This is a genomic window from Rhizobium sp. PEPV16 (genome assembly GCF_008919455.1).
In the GTDB taxonomy this organism is placed as follows: Bacteria; Pseudomonadota; Alphaproteobacteria; order Rhizobiales; family Rhizobiaceae; genus Rhizobium; species Rhizobium leguminosarum_Q.
In genome coordinates, this window is the sequence record NZ_VSZV01000244.1 from 1 (window position 1) to 17,179 (window position 17,179).

Annotated in this window: 15 protein-coding genes; 2 read left to right on the top strand and 13 right to left on the bottom strand. The window is 61.5% G+C overall.

The genetic code is table 11. The annotated features are described in order from the left end of the window. The 6 genes from FY112_RS09010 to FY112_RS09035 form a co-directional block, all read right to left on the bottom strand. On the bottom strand, positions 1 to 826 hold an 826-nt coding region (locus FY112_RS09010; RefSeq protein ID WP_151518210.1), incomplete at its 3' end, for a pyruvate dehydrogenase complex E1 component subunit beta. Positions 827 to 841: 15 nt separating this feature from the next. Beyond that, positions 842 to 1,888, bottom strand: coding sequence for a pyruvate dehydrogenase (acetyl-transferring) E1 component subunit alpha (pdhA, locus tag FY112_RS09015; RefSeq protein ID WP_151518211.1), 1,047 nt, complete (start codon positions 1,886 to 1,888; stop codon positions 842 to 844). Positions 1,889 to 2,033: 145 nt separating this feature from the next. Beyond that, positions 2,034 to 2,354 carry a septum formation initiator family protein gene (locus FY112_RS09020; protein WP_017960293.1) on the bottom strand — a complete coding sequence of 107 codons (321 nt, stop codon included), beginning with the start codon at positions 2,352 to 2,354 and terminating at the stop codon, positions 2,034 to 2,036. Between the two features lie 137 nt (positions 2,355 to 2,491). Further along, positions 2,492 to 3,766 carry a phosphopyruvate hydratase gene (eno, locus tag FY112_RS09025; protein ID WP_017960292.1) on the bottom strand — a complete coding sequence of 425 codons (1,275 nt, stop codon included), beginning with the start codon at positions 3,764 to 3,766 and terminating at the stop codon, positions 2,492 to 2,494. A gap of 138 nt (positions 3,767 to 3,904) precedes the next feature. Next, positions 3,905 to 4,750, bottom strand: a complete 846-nt coding sequence (gene kdsA / locus FY112_RS09030) for a 3-deoxy-8-phosphooctulonate synthase (protein WP_131709034.1) — start codon at positions 4,748 to 4,750, stop codon at positions 3,905 to 3,907. Then, on the bottom strand, positions 4,747 to 5,643 hold the full coding sequence (locus tag FY112_RS09035; RefSeq protein WP_151518212.1) for a VOC family protein: 897 nt from the start codon (positions 5,641 to 5,643) through the stop codon (positions 4,747 to 4,749). Before FY112_RS09035 ends, kdsA begins: the two co-directional genes overlap by 4 nt. 167 nt (positions 5,644 to 5,810) lie before the next feature. Here FY112_RS09035 and lexA point away from each other — a divergent pair, with 167 nt between their 5' ends. Then, positions 5,811 to 6,530, top strand: coding sequence for a transcriptional repressor LexA (gene lexA, locus FY112_RS09040; protein WP_017960289.1), 720 nt, complete (start codon positions 5,811 to 5,813; stop codon positions 6,528 to 6,530). On the opposite strand, the gene FY112_RS09045 is transcribed toward lexA, so the two are convergent. Next, complete coding sequence (locus FY112_RS09045; RefSeq protein ID WP_151518213.1) at positions 6,511 to 8,943, bottom strand: ComEC/Rec2 family competence protein; 2,433 nt, start codon at positions 8,941 to 8,943, stop codon at positions 6,511 to 6,513. The two genes, lexA and FY112_RS09045, sit on opposite strands and share 20 nt — an antisense overlap. Positions 8,944 to 9,234: 291 nt before the next feature. Between FY112_RS09045 and gltA the strand changes: the two genes are divergently transcribed. After that, complete coding sequence (gene gltA / locus FY112_RS09050) at positions 9,235 to 10,524, top strand: citrate synthase (protein ID WP_003539304.1); 1,290 nt, start codon at positions 9,235 to 9,237, stop codon at positions 10,522 to 10,524. A 32-nt stretch (positions 10,525 to 10,556) separates the two neighbouring features. On the opposite strand, the gene lpxB is transcribed toward gltA, so the two are convergent. From lpxB to bamA, 6 genes are all read right to left on the bottom strand, one after another. After that, on the bottom strand, positions 10,557 to 11,735 hold the full coding sequence (lpxB, locus tag FY112_RS09055) for a lipid-A-disaccharide synthase (protein WP_151518214.1): 1,179 nt from the start codon (positions 11,733 to 11,735) through the stop codon (positions 10,557 to 10,559). Continuing rightward, positions 11,732 to 12,613, bottom strand: a complete 882-nt coding sequence (locus FY112_RS09060) for an LpxI family protein (protein WP_025394418.1) — start codon at positions 12,611 to 12,613, stop codon at positions 11,732 to 11,734. Before FY112_RS09060 ends, lpxB begins: the two co-directional genes overlap by 4 nt. Before the next feature lie 3 nt (positions 12,614 to 12,616). Continuing rightward, positions 12,617 to 13,435 (bottom strand): acyl-ACP--UDP-N-acetylglucosamine O-acyltransferase, encoded by an 819-nt coding sequence (gene lpxA, locus FY112_RS09065; protein ID WP_077981108.1) that lies wholly within the window; start codon positions 13,433 to 13,435, stop codon positions 12,617 to 12,619. Continuing rightward, entirely contained in the window at positions 13,432 to 13,899 is a 468-nt protein-coding gene (gene fabZ, locus FY112_RS09070; protein WP_003539296.1) for a 3-hydroxyacyl-ACP dehydratase FabZ, read from the bottom strand. Before fabZ ends, lpxA begins: the two co-directional genes overlap by 4 nt. Further along, a complete protein-coding gene (gene lpxD, locus FY112_RS09075) occupies positions 13,892 to 14,956 on the bottom strand; it encodes a UDP-3-O-(3-hydroxymyristoyl)glucosamine N-acyltransferase (RefSeq protein WP_017960283.1) in 1,065 nt (354 codons plus the stop codon). The genes fabZ and lpxD overlap by 8 nt, the downstream gene beginning before the upstream one ends. Before the next feature lie 50 nt (positions 14,957 to 15,006). After that, a partial coding sequence (gene bamA, locus FY112_RS09080) for an outer membrane protein assembly factor BamA (RefSeq protein ID WP_151518215.1) occupies positions 15,007 to 17,179 on the bottom strand: 2,173 nt, incomplete at its 5' end.

Here is a 17,179-nt window from a genome sequence, read left to right on the forward strand (position 1 = left end):
CGCTATACCAGGCTGCATAATCCTGGCTGTGCTGGGCGCCGACGCGAGCCGCAGCACCATTCGGGCCGCGGAAGACGATCGGAGCGCCCATCTGGCCGCCGGACATGTAAAGCGTCTTGGCGGCAGAATTGATGATCTGGTCGATCGCCTGCATGGCGAAGTTGAAGGTCATGAATTCGACGATCGGGCGAAGGCCGGCCATGGCGGCACCGACGCCGACGCCGGCAAAGCCATGCTCGGTGATCGGCGTATCGACGACGCGGCGGGGGCCGAACTCCTGCAGCAGCCCCTGCGTGACCTTGTAGGCGCCCTGATATTCGGCGACTTCCTCGCCCATGACGAAGACGTTTTCGTCGGCGCGCATTTCCTCGGCCATGGCGTCGCGGAGCGCTTCGCGCACGGTCGTCGACACCATTTCGGTGCCGGCCGGGATTTCAGGATCGTTCGGAACGACGGCCTTCGGCTCGGCCGGAAGGGGTGCGGATGCCGGAGTTGCGGCAGCCGGCTTTTCCTCCAGCGCTGCCTGTGGTGCAGCAGCCGGCGCTGCTACCGGAGCGGACGCAGACATGTCGGATGCGGATTCACCGTCCTGCAGGAGAACGGCGATCTTGGCGTTCACCTTGACGCCTTCGGTTCCGGCAGGAACCAGAAGCTTGCCGATGACGCCTTCGTCGACGGCTTCGACTTCCATCGTCGCCTTGTCGGTTTCGATTTCGGCGATCACGTCGCCTGAGGTGACCTTGTCACCTTCCTGCTTCAGCCATTTGGACAGTGTGCCTTCTTCCATAGTCGGAGAGAGGGCGGGCATGAGGATATCGATAGGCATGGGTTCCCTCCCCGATTAGAGCAGAATGTCGGTATAGAGCTCGGATACATCCGGCTCCGGATCGGCCTGGGCGAAATCGGCGCTGTCGGCGACGATGTCGCGGACATCCTTGTCGATCGCCTTCAGATCGTCTTCGGAAGCCCAGCCCTTTTCGACGAGGCGCGCCTTCACCTGTTCGATCGGGTCGTGATCGGAGCGCATCTTCTGCACTTCGTCCTTGGAGCGATACTTCGCCGGGTCGGACATCGAGTGACCGCGATAACGATAGGTCAGCATTTCGAGAATGATCGGGCCCTTGCCGGAGCGGCAATGTTCGAGCGCCTCGTCGGCCGCCGCCTTGACGGCGCGGACGTCCATGCCGTCGACCTGAATGCCGGGGATGCCGAAGCCCGATCCGCGAAGCGAGTAGTTCGACTGCGCAGTGGCGCGCGCGGTCGACGTACCCATGGCGTAACGGTTGTTCTCGACGATATAGACGATCGGCAGCTTCCAGAGAGCAGCCATGTTGAAGCTCTCGTAGACCTGGCCCTGGTTGGCAGCGCCGTCGCCAAAATAGGCGATGGAGACATTATCATTGCCGCGATAGCGGTTTGCAAAGGCAAGACCCGTTCCGAGCGAGACCTGGGCGCCGACGATGCCGTGACCGCCGTAAAAATGCTTCTCTTTCGAGAACATGTGCATCGAGCCGCCCTTGCCGTGGGAATAGCCGCTGCGACGCCCGGTCAGTTCCGCCATGACGCCGCGCGCTTCCATGCCGGTTGCCAGCATGTGGCCGTGGTCGCGATAGGCGGTGATGACCTGGTCGCCTTCCTTCTGCGCCATCTGCATGCCGACGACGACAGCTTCCTGACCGATATAGAGGTGACAAAAGCCGCCGATGAAGCCCATGCCGTAAAGCTGACCGGCCTTCTCCTCGAAGCGGCGGATCAACAGCATCTCGCGATAGGCCTTGAGCTCTTCATCGCGATCGAAGTCGGCTACCGGGCCTCCATTCGATGCTTTGGCTGCCGGTTTTGCTGCAGTTTTGCGGCTGGAAACGGTCGCGGTCTTTCGCGGCGCCATTCAACCCTCCCTATGGGTTTGTCGTTTCTTGGTGGCGCGTACCATAGGGAAGAAATATGACCGCAGCAATGCCATAATTGCATGGCTCGTATTCGGCGCTAAATTATTGGAACAACTACGAAAATTCTAATTAACCTGTTTCCGGTTAATTGGAATAGTGGTTGAATACGACGATCTCATCCGCGCGCGACATATTGAGCTGATAACGCGCTTTTTCGTCCAACATATCCTTGTCAAGCGAGCCGTCACTGAGGAGCGCGACCTGATTTTCCAGATGTTCGCGCTTTGCTTTCAAGACGGCAAGCTCTTTTTCACGCGCGACACGCTGACGCTCGAACGTCTCCGTCGCGCGCAGGCCGTAATCGCCATGGATGCAATGATAACCGAAGTAGGAAAGGAAGGCGACCGTCATGGCCGGAATGACGAAGCGACCGATTCTTCTCTTTTTATGATGCTTTGTCCACATACACGCATGCTCTTGAACGCATTACCAATTCGTTCAATCTAGCGCGCAGAGATTAACCGTTCGTTGACTCTAAAAAACGGGCAAGAAAAAACCCGCGCCGGGAAGGCACGGGTCAAGCCATTGAAAATCAGATCCGATCAGCCGCGAATGATCGAGCGGCCGGCATACTGGGCCTGCGGGCCGAGGCCCTCTTCGATACGGATCAGCTGGTTGTACTTGGCAAGACGGTCGGAACGCGACAGCGAGCCGGTCTTGATCTGACCGCAGTTGGTGGCGACCGCGAGATCGGCGATGGTCGAATCTTCGGTCTCGCCGGAGCGATGCGACATGACGGCGGTATAGGCCGCCTTGTGCGCCGTGTTGACGGCGTCGAGCGTTTCCGTCAGCGAGCCGATCTGGTTGACCTTGACGAGGATCGAGTTGGCGACGCCCATGCGGATACCGTCGCGAAGACGGGCGGAGTTGGTGACGAAGAGATCGTCGCCGACGAGCTGGGTCTTCTTGCCGGCCAGGTCGGTCAGCGTCTTCCAGCCGTCCCAGTCGTCTTCGGCCATGCCGTCCTCGATCGAGATGATCGGATAGTTGGCGGCGAGCTCGGCCAGATATTCGGCCATGGCGCCCGATTCCAGCGTGCGGCCTTCACCTTCGAGAACGTATTTGCCGTCCTTGAAGAATTCGGTCGAGGCACAGTCGAGGCCGAGGCACATGTCGTCGCCCGGCTTGTAGCCGGCTTTCTCGATCGACTTCATGATGAAGTCGAGGGCCTCAGGCGCGCTCTTCAGGCCCGGTGCGAAACCGCCTTCGTCGCCGACATTGGTGTTATGGCCCTGGCTCGCAAGTTCCTTGCGCAGCGTATGGAAGACTTCCGAACCCATGCGCACGGCTTCAGCGATCGAATCGGCGCCGACCGGCAGGATCATGAATTCCTGGAAATCGATCGGGTTGTCGGCATGGGCACCACCATTGATGATGTTCATCATCGGCACCGGCAGCAGGCAGGCGGAAGCGCCGCCGACATAACGATAGAGCGGCAGGCCGGAGGCCTGGGCAGCGGCTTTGGCGACGGCGAGCGACACGCCGAGGATGGCGTTGGCGCCGAGGCGCGACTTGTTCGGCGTGCCGTCCAGCTCGATCATGATGTTGTCGATCTGGATCTGGTTTTCGGCGTCGATGCCGCCGATCGCGTCGAAAATCTCGGTGTTGGCGGCTTCGACCGCCTTTTCGACGCCCTTGCCCAGATAGCGCTTGCCGCCGTCACGCAGTTCGACCGCCTCATGCGCGCCCGTCGAGGCGCCCGAGGGAACGGCCGCGCGGCCCATGCTGCCATCTTCGAGATAGACATCGACTTCGACGGTGGGGTTGCCACGGCTATCGAGAATCTCACGGGCGATGATATCGGTGATTGCAGTCATGGGTTCTTCCTGCTCGGTGGATGATAAGTCGGTTCGAAACCTGTCTTAGTCGAAGGCGTGCAAATTACAATGCCGCAATTTCCAGCCTTCGGACCAGCCTTCCCGGCCTATAGCACGATCATGTCAGACTGTTGAACGTCAAGCCTTGGCGACCGCATCGAAGGCAAGCAGCTTTTCGAGAAGCCGCGGCATGTCCTTGAGATAGACCATGTTCGGGCCGTCGGAAGGGGCGTTGTCGGGGTCCTGATGGGTTTCGACGAAGACACCGGCAATACCGGCAGCCACTGCGGCGCGCGCCAGGGTCTCCACGAATTCTCGCTGACCGCCGGAGGATTCGCCCTGCCCGCCCGGCTGCGCCACGGAATGGGTCGCATCGAAGATAACGGGCGCGCCCATCGCTGCCATGATCGGCAGCGAACGCATGTCGGAAACCAGCGTATTGTAGCCGAATGAGGCTCCGCGCTCGCACAGCAGCACGTTCGGATTGCCGCTGGCATTGAGCTTCTTCAGGACGTTCTTCATATCCCAGGGAGCGAGGAACTGGCCCTTCTTGACGTTGACGACGCGGCCGGTCTTGGCGGCGGCGATGAGAAGGTCGGTCTGGCGGCAGAGGAAGGCCGGGATCTGCAGGACGTCGACGATCTTTGCCACCTCCGCGCATTGCTCGGCGGTATGAATGTCGGTCAGGACGGGAAAGCCGAATTCCTTCTTGAGGTCGGCAAAGATCTCTATGCCCTTTTCGATCCCGATACCGCGTTCAGCCGAGAGCGAGGTCCGGTTCGCCTTGTCGAAGGAGCTCTTGTAGACGAGGCCGATGCCGAGCTTTCCGCAAAGCTCCTTCAGCGTGCCGGCAACCATGAAGGCGTGGTCGCGGCTCTCCATCTGGCAGGGACCGGCAATCAGCGACAGGCGGCCGGTATTGGAAAAGGTGACCTGGCCTTGGCCTTCGCCGATCCTGACCTCGGAATTCGTATCAGTGCTCATCGTGTTTCCTCGAAAGCGAAGAGCGTGCCCTGCCCGGGCGCGGGCTTCACCAGAATGCGATTGTTCTTGCGCGTGTATGTCACCCCGTTAGCAGCCAAATGCGCTTCTGTCACGGCAAGATCGACGACAGCAAAGAGGATTGCCCGGCCGCGCAGGCCGCGATCTGCGCATGAGCCGGCGATGTCGAAATAGGCATCCAGCCCTTCCGGCGTCATCAGGCTGATTTTGGCATTTGACGCCGCGATATTGAAGCCGAAACCGGTTTTTTCGACTGCCGATTGCGCCACGGCAAGGCTGACGAAGGCAGCGAAGGCGGCCGGCTCCGGCGTGCAAAGCGCAATCTCGACTATGCCGGTGACGCCATTGGCGTGTGTTTCCAGCGCGGCGCGGTCGGCCGGCAGCGGATTGACGCGCTCGACGGTGAAAAGCAGGAGATCGGGCGCGCGCAGGTCGCCGGCGAAAGCCAGCTTGAAGCCCGCAATCGTCTCGGAACCGTCCGGCATCGTCATCGGCCGGGTGAACTGCAGCATCTCGCCGGCGCTCGATCCGTTGCCGACGAAATTCTGATGATCGGTGCCGGCATCCTTGCTGCCGAAAGCCAGCCCCGAAAGCCCCTCCTCGCCGCAGCGGAAACGAAAGGCCTGGTTGCGGGCCGTGAAGACATTGCCTTGGCGTGCCGATGCCTCGCTCTCCTCGACGCTCGCAATCCCGAGTGGCTCCAGATAGGTCTTGTCGGCAAAAAAGACGCAGGCGTTTTCCGTTCCGAAGGGATGGCGCGCATCGGCGGCAACGGTGAAGCCGAGCTTGCCGAGCCTTTCGCGCGCCAGATCGATATTGACGACCGGCAGCAGGACATGATCCAGCGGGTGCGGTTTGGCGGAATGCTCGTTCATGATGTCCCTCCTGGAAACGTCAAGACTTGTGTCCCACTCCGGCGAATGAAAATAAAAATCTCAACGAGTTGGCGCCAAGTTTTACGGAAATTTAGCTACTTGCGGAACACATATGGAACATATAGTGTCTGTTCTGGATTTGTTTCAATCACGAGGTCACAACGTCGATGCTCACGCGCAAACAACAGGAGCTTCTCCTTTTCATTCATGAGCGCATGAAGGAATCCGGCGTTCCGCCATCTTTCGACGAAATGAAGGATGCCCTGGACCTCGCCTCCAAGTCCGGGATTCATCGCTTGATTACAGCGCTTGAGGAGCGAGGCTTCATTCGCCGCCTACCGAATCGCGCCCGCGCGATCGAGGTCATCAAGCTTCCGGAGGCCTACAGCCCCAGCATTCAGCCCCGGCGCGGCTTTTCGCCGAGCGTCATCGAGGGCAGCCTCGGCAAGCCGCAGCCGGTTGCCACTCCTGCTCCCGCAAAACCCGTCGCCGACAACGGCAACTCGGTCTCCGTGCCGGTCATGGGCCGAATCGCTGCCGGTGTGCCGATCTCGGCGATCCAGAACAATACCCACGACATCGTCGTTCCGGCCGACATGCTCGGCTCCGGTGAACATTATGCGCTCGAGGTCAAGGGCGATTCGATGATCGACGCCGGCATCTTCGACGGCGACACCGTGATCATCCGCAACGGCAGCACCGCAAGTCCTGGCGACATCGTCGTTGCTCTCGTCGACGACGAAGAAGCGACACTCAAGCGCTTCCGCCGCAAGGGCGCCTCGATCGCGCTGGAAGCGGCCAACCCAGCTTACGAGACCCGGATTTTCGGGCCGGACCGTGTCAAGGTTCAGGGTAAACTCGTCGGTCTCATTCGCCGATATCACTGACATTGGCCAGGCCGGATTCGGTAAAACTGTTGCTGCGCCAGTCATAGGCACGATGGCGCATCCATGGCCGCGACAATACATCGAATGCGGTTGCGACCTCCAGGCCAGTGTCCGTGAAGCGCAACTCGATGGAACCGGTCCTGCGCAACGTCTCACCGGTGAAGAGCGTCGCACCTGAACGGCAATTGTTGAAGCGAAGGCGGACCGACGTCACGACTATATCGGCCGCGTCGCACGCCGGGCCGAGATAGGCGGCGTTGTCGATGACGGTTACCACCCGACCATTGCCAAGCCTTGATATGCACCAGGCCTTCTTGACGCAGGAAAAGCGGTTTGCGTCACCGCCCGCTGCGGCCGTCCGCATCGCGGTCCTTGCTTCGTTCTGCTGATCGCGGGAAAGCCTGACGCGGCGGTCTTCTCCCTCAGGCGGGATAGCAGGACCATCCAGCATCTTCGGCGGATCATGCCTCGGCAGGACCAGCGCTCGCTGCCACTGGTCGAAGATGAAGTCCGGCGGTCTTTCACGGTTGGAAGCCATTGCCGCCGCCTCGACGACCGCGACGAGACTGCCATCCTCCGAAATCACCAGATCCGGCGGCCGGGGAACCGGCAGAAGCAGCAGGATGAGTGTTGCGACCGCGATGATCGATGTGCCGACATGGCGCAACCGGGTGCGGAGCAGCGTCAGCAGCAGAAAGCCTGCCACGGCGACGGCGAAATACCAGGCGGGCAAGCGGCCGACGTCGATATTGCCACCCCAGCCGGACACCGTCTTTGCGACCGCGATCACCAAATCGAGGCCGAATCCGACGATCTTCCAAGCCCAAACATCCAGACCGAAAGGCATGAGCAGCATCGCCAGCAGACCTGCCGGCATGATGATGAAGGAGATGATCGGCATCGTCGCGAGGTTTGCCGGCAGGCCGTAGGCGGTCAGGCGATGAAAATGCTCGATCGAAAACAGCGCGGTTGAAAAACCGCCGATCAGCGAGGTCAGGAAGACGCCGCCGAAGAAACCGGCAACCGTAACGAACGGCCGGATGATCGGCAGCTTCAGAAAGGCGTTTTCGCGGACGCGCCGGTCCTTCCACAGCTGATAGCCCGAGACCAGTGCCAATGTCGCGGCAAAGGACATTTGGAAGCTCGGTCCCAAGACCTCGGACGGCGAAATGGCAATGATGACGAGAGCGGAGAGCGCGACATTGCGCAGGCTGATCGACGGCCGGTCGAAGAAGACCGCAATCAACATGATGGCCATCATGATGAAGGCGCGTTCTGCAGAGACCGCAAAGCCGGAGATCAGGAAATAGGCGGTGACGGCGATGAGCGCGCCGGCGGCAGCGATCTTCTTCGTCGGGTAGGCCTCAGCGATGCCTGGAAAGAGGCTGAGCAGCATCCGGAAGCCGACGAAGAAGATGCCGGCCGACAGCGCCATGTTGAGACCGGAGATGGCGATGATATGAGCCAGACCGGACTGGCGCAGCGCCTCCGTCGTCGTATCCGAAATGGCGCGCCGCTCATCCGTCACCAGAGCAGCGGCAAAAGCACCGGTGTCGCCGGGCAGGATCGACCTTATGCGGTCGCCAATCCCGCTGCGCAGCCGGTAGAGCCCTTCGAGCAGCGCTTCCGCCGTCGATCTTGCAGCCTGGGGACCTGCCTGCGCATCGACCTTCGTCGGCGCACCGTAGAAGAAACCGTTGGCGCCGATGCCGTCGAAATAGGCACTGAAGGAGAAGTCGTTGAGCTCGGGAAGCGCTGGGCCTGCGGGCGGCGTCAGCCGCGCCCTGCCGCTGATTATGTCGCCGATCTCGAAGGGCGCGTCGGCGCCGCGGGCGATCACGGTTATGCGTTCGGGCGGCCGCTTCACCTGTGGCGCCTCAGTGCCGGTGACGGCAAGAATGTAGCGCCACCGCCCGCGACCATCGCCTTCGCGCCGCTCGACGCGGCCGGTCACCGTCGTCGTCACGGCGGAATCGAGGATCATAGTGGAAATCCGCCAGCTCTCGAGCTGCGCAGAGACCATGCCGCAGGCCACGAGCGCAAGCGCCAGCAGCGTTGCCCGCACCGCCGCCCGGCCGCGGCTGGCGATGAGAACCGCCACGGTCAGCGCCAACAGGCAGAGCAGCGATGCAACGAGAGGAAAATCCGATGCCGCGAGAAACCAGACGGCTGACCCGGCGCCGAGGAAGACCGGCGAGAACAGCAGCAGGCGCCCATGGTCCGCCTCCTCGCCCAGCATGCGCATGCCGGCCCGCAGCAATTGCGAAGCTGCGGCCGGCAGCCGGTGGCGCAATGGTGTCGCCGACTGCGTCCGTGTCGGTCGCGGCACCACGACAGGTGGTGAAAAACGGGAGGAGTCGGCAGCACCTTCGCCTGCTTCCGGCCGCAATTCGACTGTCGTTAACTCCTGCATGAAACCGCCCAAGCCCGGCTGCGAAGGCGGCCAGAATGCAACCTCCAATCAAATCCGGCAAGAATAATCGATTGAAATATGAGGGAAAATCGCGAGCGCCAAAAGACCAGTCGAATCATCGGCTTCCGATATGCGTGCGGCTCATCGCTGCAGTGCCTAAAAGATGATACCGCAATGCACAAAATGCCGTCACGGTAACTTGGCATTAGCCTCGCGATCATATAGCTATCGGTGAGGACGCTTAACCCCTATGGCGCTTTTATGGCGCCACCGCCATTTCGGAGGATCAGCATGACGGATCAAAGCGCTACAATAAAAATCGGTGACAAGTCTGTCGACCTTGCTGTCAAAAGCGGCACGATCGGCCCGAGCGTTATCGATATCGGTGCCCTGTATAAGAACACGGCTTCCTTCACCTACGATCCGGGTTTTACCTCGACCGCATCCTGTGAATCGAAAATCACCTACATCGACGGCGACGAAGGCGTCCTGCTGCATCGCGGCTATCCGATCGAGCAGCTCGCCGAGCACGGCGACTTCCTCGAAGTCTGCTACCTCCTGCTTTACGGCGAACTGCCGACCACCGTGCAGAAGAAGGATTTCGATTACCGCGTGACGCACCACACCATGGTGCACGAGCAGATGAGCCGCTTCTTCACCGGCTTCCGCCGCGATGCGCATCCGATGGCCGTCATGTGCGGCTGCGTCGGCGCGCTGTCGGCCTTCTATCACGACTCCACCGACATCACCGATCCGCACCAGCGCATGGTCGCCAGCCTGCGCATGATCGCCAAGATGCCGACGCTTGCCGCCATGGCCTACAAGTACCATATCGGCCAGCCCTTCGTTTATCCGAAGAACGACCTCGACTACGCCTCGAACTTCCTGCGCATGTGCTTTGCCGTGCCTTGCGAGGAATATGTGGTCAATCCGGTGCTTGCCCGCGCCATGGACCGCATCTTCATCCTGCACGCCGATCATGAGCAGAACGCCTCGACCTCGACCGTCCGTCTCGCCGGTTCGTCGGGCGCCAACCCGTTCGCCTGCATCGCCGCCGGCATTGCCTGCCTCTGGGGCCCCGCTCACGGCGGCGCTAACGAAGCAGCGCTCAACATGCTGAACGAAATCGGCACGGTCGACCGCATTCCGGAATATGTCGCCCGCGCCAAGGACAAGAACGATCCGTTCCGCCTGATGGGCTTCGGTCACCGCGTCTACAAGAACTACGATCCGCGCGCCAAGATCATGCAGAAGACGACGCATGAAGTGCTCGGCGAACTCGGCATCAAGGACGATCCGTTGCTCGAAGTGGCGATGGAGCTGGAGCGCATCGCGCTTACCGACGAATATTTCATCGAGAAGAAGCTCTATCCGAACATCGACTTCTATTCCGGCATCACGCTGAAGGCGCTGGGCTTCCCCACGACCATGTTCACCGTGCTCTTCGCGCTCGCCCGCACCGTCGGCTGGATCGCGCAGTGGAACGAGATGATCGAGGATCCGGAACAGCGCATCGGCCGTCCGCGCCAGCTCTATGTCGGCGAACCGAAGCGCGACTACATTCCGGTTTCGAAGCGCTGATCGCTTCATAAAGAACCCAAAAGAAAACCCGGTCAGAAACGCCCGGGTTTTTTCTTTTTCAGCACGTCGAGAAGGATCTCGGCGGCGTGCTCGCCGGGCGGCTTTTCGGTCTGCATGCGTTGCCAGACGAGATCGTAACCCTCGTTCATTGCCTTTAGCTGGAACGTATCGGCCGACAGTCGCTCCATCCAGCGCGCCAAGCTGGCGCCGCGGACCACCTCGTTCAGATATTCAGGCACGACGGCATAATCGGCGATGATATTGGGCAATGCGCCCGTCCACACCTTGATGCGCAGGCTCAGCAGGCGGATGATCCAATCCGTCTTGTAAACGGACACCGTCGGCACGCCGGCGAGGGCGAGTTCGAGGATCACCGTGCCGGAGGCTGCCATCGCCGCATCCGCTTCGGCAAAGGCCTTCCATTTCTGCGCCGACCCGACCACCACTTCAGGCGGTGTGGCCCAGCCTGCGACGAGGCCCTTCACCAGCGCTTCGTTGTGCGGCACGGTCGGCAGCAGGAAGCGCATCGGGCCGTTGCGGGCGACAAGTTCTTTGGCGGCATCCTCGAAGAACGGCAGGAGCTTGGCGACTTCGGAGGATCTTGACCCCGGAAGCATCAGGATCGTCTTGCCCGCTCTCTCGACGGATGCGCGCCCGGCGCGCAGCCGCCGCGCTTCGAGCAGCGCCGGGTCGGCGATCAGGCGATGGCCGACATAGGTGGTCTCGGGCCCGCCGAGCGTGTGCATGACTGCCGGCTCAAAAGGCAGGACGGCGAGCACATGATCGACATAGGCGAGCATGCGCGTGGCGCGATATTCCTTCCAGGCCCAGACGCTCGGACAGACGTAATTGACAACCGGCAGATCGGGCAGCGCGGTGCGGACACGCTTGGCGACGCGATGGGTGAAGTCCGGGCTGTCGATGATGAGAAGAATATCCGGCCTTGCGGCGATGATGGCAGCCGTCGTCTGGCGGATCAGGGTATAGAGCTTCGGCAGCCGGCTCAGCACCTGGGTGATGCCCATGATCGACAGCTCGGAGAAATCGAACAGGGATCGCAAGCCTTCCGCTTGCAGCCCCTCGCCGCCGACGCCGACGAGTTCCACCGGTCCGCTATGAATCCGCTTCAGGGCGGCGATGAGATCGGCACCGAGCAGATCCCCCGACACCTCGCCGGCAATGACGGCAATCTTCAGCGGCGCCCCGTTCATTCGAGCCCCCATGCCGGCAGGCCGCGATCGATGCCGCAGACGAAAAGCCCGGCCTCATCGGCGGCTTTAATGACGGCGGCGCGATCGAGCACCAGCGAGCGGCCGGCCTCGACGGCGACGCCGGCAAGGCCGGCTTTCCTCGCGTTCAGGACCGTGGAAACGCCGATCGCCGGCAAGTCGGCGCGGATATCCTGTTGCGGCTTGCAGAGTTTGACGAGTGCGCCACGGCGGCGCGGCGAGATGCGCCCGGCGGCTCTGAGACCCGCGACACGCTCCAGCATCTCGTCCGTGCCCTCAAGACCCTCCAGCGCGACGATGCGCCCGCCGATGGCGACGGCGCCCTGGCCGACATCGAGCCGGCCCAGCATCTCAGCGGCATCGGCTGCGCGCCTGATATCGCGCCGGTCTTCCTCGCCAGGCGCTGCAGCGCCAAGCGGGCCGACGTAGGCAAGAAGGTCGGGAGCGATCTCATGAGCGCCGACGACGCGGCGGCCGTTTCCCTCGATCAGCCGGATCACCATCTGCAGCACCGTATCGTCGCCGCCGGACAGCAAGGTGCGGATCGTGGCCGGCATCTTCATCAGCGTGCGCAGCGTCGGGCGCACCTCGCGCCATTCCGGCCGGCGCCGCACGCTTCCGGACATGACGACACGGCCGATGCCGTAGCGGTTCAAGAGGCCCTCGAGAGCTGCAAAATCGCCGACGCCGATGACGGCATGGTCATACCCTTCCCAGCGCCGGTCGCTTTCGTCCTTCAGCGCGACGATGACGGGATTTTCGCCCGCCGCGCGCGCAGCTTCGGCGACATAGGAAGGCAGAAGGCCGCCACCGGCGATGATCGCCAGCCGGCCCGCAGCGGTATCGCCGGAAAGAGTCACGGACTAGCCCTTCTGCCCCCGGGTTGGCGAGGACAAGGCGCGGTCGCTGTCGGCGGCGATGAAGTCGAGGATGTGGACCGCCTGCTCGCAATCGGCATATTCTTCGCGGATGGCGGCGGCGTTTTCGCGGACGGAGCCCGGTCCTTCGAAGATCGACTTGTAGGCGCGCCGCACCCTGTGAATGACGGCGCGGTCGACGCCGGCGCGCGTCATGCCGACGACGTTGAGGCCGCTCAGCAGGCCGGGATTGCCGTTCAGCATGCCGTAGGGAATGACGTCGTAACTCACTGCCGAGAGCCCGCCGACGAAGGCCTGACGGCCGACGCGGGTAAACTGGTGAACGGCCGAGCCGCCGCCCAGGATGACGCGATCTTCGATGACGACATGGCCGGCGAGCATGACGTTGTTCGACATAATCACATGGTTGCCCACCCGGCAGTCATGCGCGACATGCGAATTGGCAAGGAAGAGGTTGTTGTCGCCGACGATCGTCTGACCGCCGAAATCGGCCGTGCCGGTATTCATCGTCACGCCCTCGCGGATCGTGCAGTTGGCGCCGACCGTCAGCGTCGTCTCCTCGCCGCCGTGATGCACGCTCTGCGGATCGCCGCCGACGACCGCCATCGGGAAGATGCGCGTGCCCTTGCCGATCACGGTGCGGCCGGTGACGACCACATGCGACAAAAGCTCGACATTCGCATGCAGGACGACGTGCGGCCCGACATGGCAGAAGGGACCGATCTTGACGCCCTCACCGATGCAAGCGCCGTCCTCGACGACAGCCATCGGATGAATGCGGGCGCTTTCGGCGATAGTGCTCATGCCTGATCCTTACGAACGATCATCGCGCCGATATCGGCTTCGGCGACGAGCGCGCCGTCAACCTTGGCGTCACAATGAAATTTCCAGATATTGCCGCGCTGCTTGTGCTTCCTGACATGGAATTCAACACGATCGCCGGGGACGACGGGCTTGCGGAAGCGCGCATTCTCGATGGTCATGAAATAGACGAGGTTGCCGGGCTGGCCATCCTTCTTGGCACAGATCGCACCTGCGGTCTGAGCCATGCCCTCGATCAAGAGAACCCCGGGCATAATCGGAGATTCCGGAAAATGACCGGTGAAATGCGGTTCATTCACCGTGACGTTCTTGATGCCGATCGCCGTGTTGTCGCCATCGATCTCGATGATCTTGTCAACCATCAGAAACGGGTAGCGATGCGGCAGCAGTTTCATGATCTCGATGATGTCAGCCGAAGAAAGCGTTGTCGTGGCTTCCTCAGTCATTTTGCTCGCCTCCAGGTTTCTTCCCGCGCAGCTTCGTCTTTGACATCTGTTGCGCGACATCTCTCAGATAGTCATTCAGCGGACGCCCAGGTGTACCACCATATTGTCCGCCAGCGGCAAGATCGGTCATGATACCGCTTTGGGCGGCGATCTGCACGCCGTCGCCGATCGTCACATGCCCCTTGATACCGACCTGGCCGCCGATCTGAACGCCATTGCCGATCTTCGCGCTGCCGGCGATGCCGACCTGCGCAACGATGGCGCAATGGCGGCCGATCTGAACGTTGTGGCCGATCTGTACCTGGTTGTCGATCTTGGTGCCTTCGCCAATGACCGTATCGTCCATGGTGCCACGGTCGATCGAGGTGTTGGCGCCGATCTCCACATTATCCTGGATGATCACTCGGCCGATCTGGACGATCTTGATCATGCCGCGCGGGCCCGGCGCATAACCGAAACCATCCTGGCCGATGCGCGCGCCGTTGTGGATGATGACGCCATTGCCGAGCAGCGCGCAGAGAATGCTGGCGCCGGCCGCAATCGAACAATCCCGGCCAATCTTGACATTCGGACCGATGATGCTGTGGGCGCCGATGCGCGTCCCTTCGCCGATCTCGGCATGCGCCCCGATTACGGCCAGCGGCTCGACGATCACGCCCTTTTCAAGCTTGGCGCTCGGATCGATCACCGCACTTGGCGCGATCTCGCTTTCACCGGAAAAGACGACCGGGCGCAATGCCGCGGGATAAAACAGGCCGCCCGCCATCGCGAAAGCCGCATGCGGATTGGATGACAGGATGACCGGGATATGGGGGGGTACGAGATCGGCGAGCGCCTTGTCGCAGATCACCGCCGAGGCTTCGCATGTCGCCAGTTCATCGCGGCTGCGGCGCGACAGGATATAACAGACATCGCCTGCCCGGGCCCGGCTGATGGGAGCAACGGACCTGACGATAACATCGGCATAGTCGGAATTGGCAAGTTCCGCCCCAAGAAACTCTGCCAGCTCAGCGAGCTTCAGACCTTCATGGGGCAGAAAAAAAACGTTTTGCTCCATCGGCAATGCTCCAGAACGGAATTGAGTCTTACAGTTCCGGACTGCCGATATCAGAATTGGTTGTTGATGCCAAACTTGAAGTTCTGCGTCTTGTCGAAGTCTTCCTTGAGGACCGGGATTGCGTAATCCAGACGCAATGCACCGAAGGGAGACTGCCAGACGAGGCCGACACCGACGGAGGCGCGCAGCGAAGCGCTGGTACCGTCGGCCTGGTCTGACCCAAGAAGCTCGACGTCATTGCCGAACAGCGTACCGGCATCGGCAAAGACTGCGCCGCGCAGGTTGAAGTCACGCGGGAAGCCCGGCATCGGGAAGGTCGCTTCTGCAGACGCCGTGAAATAGGTCGTGCCACCGAGCGGGTCATCGTGATCCCCGCGGATGCGCGGGCCGATACCCTTGTTCTCGAAGCCGCGAATATCACCGTTGGTCAGCGTGAACTGGTCGAAGACGTTCAGATGGTCGCCCAAAGGAACGACATAACCAGCCGAAGCGGAAAGCGAGCCGATGATATCGGCATCGTCAGCGAGCAGGTGGTAATAACGGGCCTTGCCGTAGATCTTGTAGAACTGCGAGTCGCCGCCGAGGCCGGCAAGTTCGTGCGTCGCCGTCGCATAGATGCCTTCACGCGGCAGGACCGTGTCGTCAAGCGTGTTGTAGGTCAGCGTCTGCGAGACGGAAGAGCGTGTCCACGGGCTCTCGTCGACCAGATTGGCGTAAGTCGCCGAAAGATCAGAGGTATCGCCGTCATACTTCATCTGCTTGTAGTTATAACGGAAGGTCGTCGCCAGATCTTCGGTGATCGGCGCAGTCACACGCAGGACGACGCTGGTTTCCTCGTAGTCGTAGTCGTCGTTGCTCGACGTTTCGCTGCGGTTGACGTCGAAGCCTGCCGCCAGACGGTAGCCGAGGAAATAGGGTTCGGTGAAGCTGACACCGTAGGCGCGCGAGCCTTCCTGGCCGCCACCGGCCGAGATGCGGATGTACTGGCCACGACCGAGGAAGTTCTTTTCCTCGATCGATGCTTCGAGCAGCAGGCCGTCGCCGCCGGCGGCATAACCCGCGCCGACACCGAACGAACCGGTCGACTGATCCTGCACGTCGACGACCACCACCACGCGGTCCGGCGAACTGCCCGGCTGGGTGGAGATATTGACGGAAGAGAAGTAACCGAGCGCTTCGAGGCGACGCTTGGCCTTGGTGATCATCTGCTGATTGAAGGCATCGCCTTCGCTCATGTCGAATTCGCGGCGAATGACGTAGTCGCGCGTGCGGCTGTTGCCGCGGATCTCGATGCGCTCGACATAGGCGCGCTCGCCCTGGTCGACCAGATACTCGACACCGATCGTGTTGTTGTTGAGGTCGCGATTACCGCGCGGCGTGACGCGCGCAAAGGGATAACCGGCTGATGCCACCTGATCGGAGATCGCCTCGATCGACTTCTGGACTTCCTTGGCGTTGTAGACCTGACCTTCGCGGGTGCGCACCAGCGGCTGCAGCTGCTCTGAGCCGACGCCTTCGACGGTCGACTGGACGGTCACCGGTCCGAAGTCGTAGCGCTGGCCTTCCTCGATGTTGAATGTGAGCGTGTATTTGTTGGTCGCGTCGTCGAAGGTGGCATCGGAAGAGACGATGCGCATGTCGGCGTAGCCGCGATTGTAATAGAACTGACGCAGCGCTTCTTCGTCGGCGTGGAGCTTGTCTTCGTTGTAGACGTCCTTGCGGGTCAGGAACGAAAGAAAGTTCGAACGCTTGGTGGCGATCACGGCAGCCAGGCGGCCGGCGCTGTAGGCATTGTTGCCGACAAAATTGATCGAATCGATCTTGGTGCGGTCACCCTCGTTGATGACGAAGGCAAGGTTGACGCGGCCTTCGCCGAGCGGCACCACCTGCGTCGTGACTTCGACCTCGCTGCGCCCGGTGGCAGCATAAGCTTCCTTGATCGACTGGATGTCGGCCTGGATCTGGGTGTCGCTGTAGGGGCCGGCAGCGTGGGTCTGGACGATCGTCGCGAGCTTGTCGTCCTTGATCTTGCGGTTGCCGTTGAAGACGACCTGATTGACCAGTTGGGCTTCCTGAACATTGACGACCAGCGTGCTGCCGGAGACCGAGATCTTGACGTCGGAGAAATAACCCGTCCCATAGAGCTGCTTGACGGAGGCATCGATATCGCTGTTCGAAAAACTCTTTCCAGGAGCGATGGTGAGGTTCGACCGGACGGCTTCC